The sequence below is a fragment of the Streptomyces sp. NPDC059695 genome (genome assembly GCF_042733785.1).
Classification (GTDB): Bacteria; Actinomycetota; Actinomycetes; order Streptomycetales; family Streptomycetaceae; genus Streptomyces.
Genome location: NZ_JBHWFF010000016.1, coordinates 101427 through 109232, shown reverse-complemented (window position 1 = coordinate 109232; position 7806 = coordinate 101427). Strand labels below are relative to the sequence as shown.

Genomic DNA, 7806 nt, shown 5'->3' with positions numbered 1-7806 from the left:
GCGTCTCTCCCTGGTTGACCCCCACACACCAGCCCGCCGGCGCCCCCGGCCCCGCCCCCCCCTGGGCGGGGGGCCCGCGCCGGCGGGCGGGGCCGCCCCCCGCGCCCGCGCCGCCCGCCCCCCGCGCCGGGCGGCCCCCGCGTCCCCGGCCGCCCCCAGCTCCGCCCTGACCTCGCGGGCGGCGGCGACGAGGTTCTCCAGGGAGGCGCGGGTCTCGGGCCAGCCGCGGGTCTTCAGTCCGCAGTCGGGGTTGACCCACAGACGCCCGGCCGGGATGGCGCCCAGGCCCTTGCGCAGGAGCGCGGCGGCCTCGGCGGTGCCCGGGACGCGTGGGGAGTGGATGTCCCAGACTCCCGGACCGGCCTCGCGCGAGTAGCCGTGGGCGGCGAGCTCGTCGGCGACCCGCATGTGGGAGCGGGCGGCCTCCAGGCTGATGACGTCGGCGTCGAGGTCGTCGATGGCCCGGACGATGTCGCCGAACTCGGCGTAGCACATGTGGGTGTGGATCTGGGTGTCCGGCCGCACGCCGGCGGTGGTGAGCCGGAACGACTCGGTCGCCCAGGCCAGGTAGCCCGCGTGGTCGGCGGCCCGCAGCGGCAGGGTCTCGCGCAGGGCCGGCTCGTCGACCTGGATGACCGAGGTGCCGGCCGCCTCCAGGTCGGCCACCTCGTCGCGCAGGGCGAGCGCCACCTGCCGGGCGGTGTCGGCCGGCGGCTGGTCGTCCCGCACGAACGACCACGCGAGCATGGTCACCGGACCGGTCAGCATGCCCTTGACCGGCCGGGACGTCTGCGCCTGGGCGTACGTCGTCCAGCGCACCGTCATCGGCCCGGGACGGGAGACGTCCCCGGCGAGGACGGGCGGGCGGACGTATCGGGTGCCGTACGACTGCACCCAGCCGTGCCGCGTGGCGACGTAGCCCGTCAGCTGCTCGGCGAAGTACTGCACCATGTCGTTGCGCTCGGGCTCGCCGTGCACCAGCACGTCGACGCCGGTCCGCTCCTGGAAGGAGATCACCTCGCGGATCTCGTCCCTGATCCGCTCCTCGTACCCGGCGGCGTCGATCCGGCCGGCCCGCAGATCGGCGCGGGCCGCGCGGAGCTCGTCGGTCTGGGGGAACGAGCCGATGGTGGTGGTCGGAAGCGCGGGAAGCCCCAGGTGGGCCCGCTGGGCCGCGGAGCGTTCGGCGTACGGCTGGGAACGCCGGCCGTCCGCGTCGGTGACGGCGGCGGTACGGGCACGGACGGCGGGGTCGCGGGTGAGCGCGGAGCCGGCGCGGGAGGCGAGGGCGGCCCGGTTGGCGGCCAGTTCGGCGCTGATCGCGTCGGTGCCGTGGGAGAGGCCCTTGGCGAGGGTCACGACCTCGTCGGTCTTCTGGCGGGCGAAGGCCAGCCAGCGGCGGATCCGCGGGTCCATGTCCTCCTCCGCGGCCGCGTCCAGCGGGACGTGCAGCAGCGAGCAGGACGCGGCGACGTCGACCCGGCCGGCGAGGCCGAGCAGGGTGCCCAGGGTGGCGAGGGACTTCCGGTGGTCGTCGATCCAGACGTTGCGTCCGTTGACGACGCCCGCGACCAGCCGCTTGCCCGGCAGCCCGCCGACCGCGGCGAGGTCGTCCAGGTTCGCGGCGGCGGAGCCGGTGAAGTCGAGGGCGAGACCCTCCACCGGGGCCGCGGCCAGCACCTTGAGGGCGTCGCCGAGCCGGTCGAAGTACGAGGCGACGAGCAGCTTCGGCCGGTCGGTGGCCGCGCCCAGCTCGCGGTAGGCGCGGGCGGCGGCCTCCAGCTCGGCCGGGGTGCGGTCCTGGACCAGGGCGGGCTCGTCCAGCTGGACCCACTCGGCGCCCGCCGCGCGCAGATCGGCGAGCACGTCGGCGTAGACCGGGAGGAGCCGGTCGAGGAGGGTCAGCGGCTCGAAGCCGTCGGGGACGCCCGGGGCGGGCTTGGCGAGCAGCAGGTACGTGACGGGGCCGACCAGCACGGGGCGGGGAGCGTGCCCGAGCGCGAGGGCCTCCCCGAACTCGGCGACCTGCCGGGCGGAGTCGGCGGTGAAGACGGTGTCCGGCCCGAGTTCGGGGACCAGGTAGTGGTAGTTGGTGTCGAACCACTTGGTCATCTCCAGCGGCGCGACGTCCCGGGTGCCGCGGGCCATCGCGAAGTACCCGTCGAGCGCGTCCGCCTCGACGGCGGCGCGGTGGCGTGCCGGGACGGCACCGACCATCACGCTGGTGTCCAGGACGTGGTCGTAGTACGAGAAGTCACCGGTGGGCACTTCGTGGATGCCGGCGTCGGCCAGCTGCCGCCAGTGGGAGCGACGCAGGCCGGCGGCGGTGGACCGGAGGGCGTCGGCGGTGACGCGGCCCTTCCAGTAACCCTCGACGGCCTTCTTCAGTTCGCGGTGCCGACCCTGGCGGGGGTAGCCGTACACGGTGGCTCGTGCGGCCGCGGGCTTCGCTGTCACGGAACTCTCCTTCGCGAGACGTGTCCAGAACACCCGGAGACGGGGTGGACGCGAAGGAACGCCAGAGCGTACGGACCGCGCCGACGGAGGACGCCGCGTGTGCCGCTCGCTGTGTACGCCGACCCGCCCACGAGGTCACCGGGATGTCCGTACGCGGAATGCGTCCGCGTACGGGCAACGGGCAGGTCTTCGGACTCGCGGGCACACCCTCCTCGTGGAGGACACCTACTGGCCGTCGCTTCCCAGGACCGTGGTCCGGACCCAGTGCTATGACGGCGGTCGTTCCCGCTCACCGCTGCGGGGCAGTCCCGGATTCCCACCGGGTTCCCTCTTACGACGCATCCCGCCTGGCGGACGGGGCGAACCAGCTGCAGACGACACCCTAGGGCGCGCGATCGCCCGGTGGCGAGCGACGTCCAGGATTCGGGCGCGAAACCGACGAGGGGTCACTTCGGGTCGGGGCGAGGGCGCTCGCGCGGAATCAGGTGCCCGGGCCGGACGCTCCACGGCCCGTGATGCCCGCTCTGCGCAGGGCCGACCGCCAGGCCAGGGCGACCGCGGCCTCGGCCAGGCCGAGGAGGACGAGCCACAGTCCGAGCAGCCGCGTCAGGGCCCGGGCCGACTCCGTCGGAAGCGCCAGGACCACGATGCCGGCGACGATGCCGAGGATCCCGACGGCCATGACGACGCCGCGGTGCGGCATGTTCTTGGTGGCGATGGCGGAGTAGAGGGTGACGATGCCGGAGACCAGCCACACGGCGCCGACGATCAGCGAGAGCGCGGCGATCGTCTGGAGCGGGTTCCTCAGACACAGCACTCCGCCGAGGACGCACAGGACGGCCACGATCAGGCCGGGCACGCGGTCGCCGCTGTCGCGGCCGAACACGGACACGAAACGGAAGACGCCGATCGCCAGCAGGTAGAGCCCGATCAGCACGGCCACGACGTGCAGGGTGACGTCTGGCCAGACGAGCAGCAGGATGCCGGGTACGAGGGTCGCCAACGCCGCGCCGAGGAGCCAGGTCCAGGAACGGCCGAGACGTGCCAGCTGATCCGCCGGGTCGGCCGCGGGAGTCCCCTGCGGGCCGGCGCCGGGTGCGGAGTCCTGTGGAGTGGTCATGCGTCCTCCTCCCGTCCCCCGGGTCCAGTACAAGTCTGCACCCATCGTCTGGGGGCCGCCTCACCTCGTGAGGAGCGCACGGGGCGAGGCCGGGCACGGACGGGAGGCCCGGACCGGGTGCGCCGGCGCCGGGCCCGGCCGACGCGCACCCGGGGTCGTCCGAACCTAGCGTGGAGGGTGGGAACCGACCGGACGGAGGGTCGCGAGCATGAGCGACGCCATGGACAAGGCCAAGGGCAGGCTCAAGGAGATCGCCGGCAGGATCACCGGTCACGAGCGCCTGGAGGCCGAGGGCAGGACGGACCAGGCGAAGGCCAGGTTCCGCGAGAAGGCGAAGAGCGTGCGGCACCGCGCCGAGGGAATCATGGACTCGCTCAAGCGGGACCGCTCGTAACCCTCGACCGCGCCCTCGGCCGCCACGCCCGGGACCGAAGGGACGGGCGGAACGATCCCGCGCAGCGGAAGGACGGACTCACTCCCGTGTCCCGCCGTGATCCCGAGGACGGCCGCCGGCCCGTCGTACGAAGCCGCCGTTCCACCGGCGACCCGCCGCCGGGCCGGTGGCGCGGGCCCCTCGGCACCTGGCCGGCCGTCGCCCTCACCGTCGCCGTTCTCGTGGCGGCCAACCTGCTGCTGCACACCTGGACCGGCGCCCTCCACCTGCTCGCGGCCGTCGTCGTCTCCGCCGTCCTCCTGGGTGTGCTCCGCTGGGCTGGCGGCACGCCGGCGGACGCGGGACTGGCGGCCGGGACACGGGCCCGCGGCGCCCGGTGGGCGGCCGCCCTGACCGGGATCGTCGCCGCCGTCTATCTCGTCGGAGCGCTGCTCCCGGCCACCCGCCCGCTCTTCGAGGACCGGCGGTACGACGGGATGACCGCGGGCGCGTTGATGGTGCGCGTCTTCGTGGTGGTCCCCGTCGGCACCGTCCTGGTGGAGGAGGTCGCGTTCCGCGGAGTCCTCTACGGGCTGGTGCGCCGGGTCCGCGGGACGGTCTGGGCGACCACCGTGTCGAGCCTGCTGTTCGGCCTCTGGCACGTCCTGCCGTCCCTGGGCCTGGCGACCGCGAAGCCCGCGCTGACCGGCGTCGTCGGAGCGTCTCCGCTCGGCTCCGCGGTCGCGGTCACCGCGGCCGTGCTCTTCACGGCTTCGGCGGGCGTCCTGTTCTGCGAACTGCGCCGCCGCAGCGACAGCCTGCTGGCGCCGATGGGCCTGCACTGGGCGGTGAACGCGCTCGGCTACGTCGCAGGCTTCCTGCTGCGCTGACCGCGGGCCGTGCCGCGCCGCGCGCACGGGATCAGCGGGACGGCTGGATGATCTCGCGCAGCCGGTCCAGGTCCTGTGGGGTGAAGCCCGACGGCCGCATGACGGCGTTCCAGCCGTCGACGTACGCGGCCTTGTACGTGTGACCGTGGCCGTCCGGCACGCCCGTGGAGAACGGGAGGTCCGCGGTCACCTGCCAGAAGGTCACGAAGGGGATCCAGACCATCGCGTCGAGCACGTCGCCGCCGGGAGCCTCACCGATCCAGTCGGGTTCGGACAGGGCCAGGTCGGGGCTCCACCAGACGATCGGATCGGACGGGTGCATGAGGTACAGGACCCGGGTCCCGTTCCACGGCACGTCCGTCGGAGGGATCCCGGTGGCCGGGTCGTCGGTGAACCGCACGGTCCGCCCCTGCCGGTAGACGGGTTCGATCTCCGGGCTTCCCGCGTCGCGGTGGTCGCTGAACTCGCGGAACAGGGTGTTGAAGTTCGGCGGACCGGCGAAGAGGGTGCCGGCCGTGCGGTTGCGCAGGTCGTACTCGCCGCTGAAGGCCGTCTCCGCGCCGAACGACCCCAGGCTCTCGCCGGCCACGAACAGGCGCGGGCGCTGGTCCTGGGGCAGCTTGGACCAGACGTCGTAGACCGCGTCGAAGAGCTCGCGACCGGCCTCGCGCGCCTTCGACTGGTCCACGAGGTAGGAGAGCCACGACGGCAGGTACGAGTACTGCATCGCCACGGTGGCCGAGTCTCCGTCGCCGAGGTACTCGAAGGAGTCCACGGCCGCGGGGTCGACCCAGCCGCTGCCCGTGGTGGTCGTCACGAGCAGGTTGGCGCGGTGGAAGCCGCCGGCGCGTACGAGGTCCGCGACGGCCCGCTCGGCGCGCGCCTCGGTGTCGTCGGCGGTCGCGAGTCCGGCGTAGGAACGCACGGGTTCCTGCGCGGGGCGGTGGGTGAAGGCCCCGATGTCGGCTGCCGTGGGGCCGCTGCCCGTGAAGGCCCGGCCCTGCCTGCCCAGCGAGTCCCACGGCACCAGCGACCCCGGCCCGCCGGAGCGCAGCGTCGACGTGGGCTGGTGCACGCCTTCGGGCGTCTCGGTGTCGCGCACGGAGAACGCCTCGTTGGCCGTGCTCACGAAGCCGGCCAGCAGGACCCCGCTGACGACGGACCACGCCAGACCCGCCACGACGACCCAGCCGACCACCCGGGCCGCGCGCGGTCCGATCCAGCGGCGGAGGAGTCCGGCGAGCCACCGGTACAGCCGCCGGAGTCCCCGGGCCGCCTGCAGCAGCAGCCAGAACACGAGCGCGGCGACGAAGGGGCAGGCGACGGTGGCCAGGACGTTGTAGTCGGTGACCCCCATGAGCCTGCGGATCTCGTGCTGCCAGTACTGGCCGAGACCGAAGGACAGGCCGAACAGGACGACGGCGCTGACGGCCAGGACCCGCCATGACCGGGGGGAGGCGCCGCGGGCCTCCCGGTCGGCGAACGCCCGCCACACGTAGGCCGCGACCACGCCGAGCCCGTACCCGATGGCCGCGCTGATGCCGCAGATCAGCCCCTGGAGGATTCCGCCGCGGGGGAGCAGCGACGGGGTGAAGGAGAGGCAGGCGAGGAGAAGGGCGCTCCAGCAGCCCGGGAGCGTGAGGCGGAGCGAACGACGGCGCGCCCAGAAGCCGGTGGCAGACCCGGCACCGCCGCCCCCCGGCTCACCGGGGCCGGGGGAGCTCTCCGGCTCTTGGGCGGCGGGGGTGTCCCCAGGCTGCCCGGGGCCGGGGAAGTCCTCCGGCTCTCGGGGGGTGGGGGTGTCCTCCGGCTGCCCGGGGCCGGGGGAGTGCTCCGGTTCCTGGGCGGCGGGGGAACGCTCCGGCTCCTCGGGGCCGGGAGCGTCCTCCGGCGGGGGTTCGTGCGGGTCAGGAGCCATGGGTGACCTCCCGGGGAAATGGTCCCAGGGCCGTACGGGCCGCGCCACCCGGACTCGGCCCGCTCGGTGTGCCGGACTCCCGGCCCCTGCCGCGGAAGGGGGTCAGCCGAGGATCCTGCGCTTCTGCTCCTCGAACTCGGCTTCGGTGAGCACGCCCTGCTCCTTGAGGTCGCCGAGCTGCTTGAGCTGGTCGAGCTTGCTCTCCATGCTGTCGGCGGGCTGCGCGGCGGGCGCCGGCGGGGGAGCCGCGGCGGGCGGCGGTTCGGCGGGCTGCTGCTCATAGCCCTGCTGGGCGGCCCATCGTCCCTGCTGGCGGCGCGACACGCGGTTGGACACGGCGGTCGCCGTACCCGCGACGACCGCGGTGCGGGCCACTCCGCGAAGTAGACCTGGCATCGCGTTCTCCTCTCGTGTCCGACGCGAAGGCGCCGGACGGCTTCCGGGCCCGCCGGCTCGGTGGCCGGGGGCAAGGGGGGTCAGGCCGTTTCCTCGGCCGCTTCGAGCGAGGCGAGGAGGGCTTGTACGGGCACGCGCCCGGAGGCGACCAACTGGGCCCCGCCGCGGCGCAGGGCGGTGGCGAACGGCGCGGCCCACACGTTCTCGTAGATCAGCAGTCCGGCGGAGTTGCCGGGCTCCACGGCCTCGGCGGCCTCCTCCAGGTCGTCCTGCCCGAGCAGCCCCGACTGGACGCCCTCGAAGACGGAGAGGTCGAGATTGCCGTCCCCGTCGAAGTCCGCGATCTCCAGCGCGGTCACCGATCCGTCCTCGTCCTTCCTGATGAACATCAGGTCGAGGATCCGGATGATGCCGCGGTCCACCAGATCGACCAGGAGCGGGAAGCCCTCGCCCGTCATGCGGTTGCCGGGGAACTCGACCACCACGTAGTCGATGGGCCCGATCTCGTCGAATTGCTCGGTCACAACGTCACCTCTGATCGTGGACGCCCCCGGTCGCCATTCCAACACCGGACGTCGCGCGGTGCATCCGGTACGGCCCCGCCCGCCCACGACCCGGACGCGTCACGATCCCGGGCCGCACGGACCCGGCG

Annotated in this window: 6 protein-coding genes, 1 pseudogene and 1 riboswitch; of the genes and pseudogenes, 2 read left to right on the top strand and 5 right to left on the bottom strand. The window is 74.1% G+C overall.

Annotation, left to right across the window (positions count from 1 at the left end; translation table 11 throughout):
- Positions 1–147: 147 nt before the first annotated feature.
- Positions 148–2457 (bottom strand): annotated as a pseudogene (gene metE / locus ACFV2S_RS21220) (5-methyltetrahydropteroyltriglutamate--homocysteine S-methyltransferase); the annotation flags it as partial.
- 162 nt (positions 2458–2619) lie between these two features.
- Positions 2620–2841, bottom strand: a riboswitch (cobalamin riboswitch).
- A gap of 97 nt (positions 2842–2938) precedes the next feature.
- Complete coding sequence (locus tag ACFV2S_RS21215; protein WP_385561206.1) at positions 2939–3577, bottom strand: HdeD family acid-resistance protein; 639 nt, start codon at positions 3575–3577, stop codon at positions 2939–2941.
- A gap of 208 nt (positions 3578–3785) precedes the next feature.
- Here ACFV2S_RS21215 and ACFV2S_RS21210 point away from each other — a divergent pair, with 208 nt between their 5' ends.
- Together ACFV2S_RS21210 and ACFV2S_RS21205 are read left to right on the top strand one after the other, a co-directional pair.
- Positions 3786–3971 (top strand): CsbD family protein, encoded by a 186-nt coding sequence (locus ACFV2S_RS21210; RefSeq protein WP_383799855.1) that lies wholly within the window; start codon positions 3786–3788, stop codon positions 3969–3971.
- An 86-nt stretch (positions 3972–4057) separates the two neighbouring features.
- Positions 4058–4840, top strand: coding sequence for a CPBP family intramembrane glutamic endopeptidase (locus ACFV2S_RS21205; RefSeq protein WP_385561203.1), 783 nt, complete (start codon positions 4058–4060; stop codon positions 4838–4840).
- 31 nt (positions 4841–4871) lie between these two features.
- On the opposite strand, the gene ACFV2S_RS21200 is transcribed toward ACFV2S_RS21205, so the two are convergent.
- The 3 genes from ACFV2S_RS21200 to ACFV2S_RS21190 form a co-directional block, all read right to left on the bottom strand.
- Positions 4872–6758, bottom strand: a complete 1887-nt coding sequence (locus ACFV2S_RS21200; RefSeq protein ID WP_385561200.1) for an alpha/beta-hydrolase family protein — start codon at positions 6756–6758, stop codon at positions 4872–4874.
- Between the two features lie 102 nt (positions 6759–6860).
- Positions 6861–7154: an SHOCT domain-containing protein gene (locus ACFV2S_RS21195; protein WP_383799847.1), complete on the bottom strand. Its 294-nt coding sequence runs from the start codon at positions 7152–7154 to the stop codon at positions 6861–6863.
- 80 nt (positions 7155–7234) lie between these two features.
- Positions 7235–7678, bottom strand: coding sequence for a DUF6325 family protein (locus tag ACFV2S_RS21190; protein WP_383799845.1), 444 nt, complete (start codon positions 7676–7678; stop codon positions 7235–7237).
- Between the last annotated feature and the right edge of the window lie 128 nt (positions 7679–7806).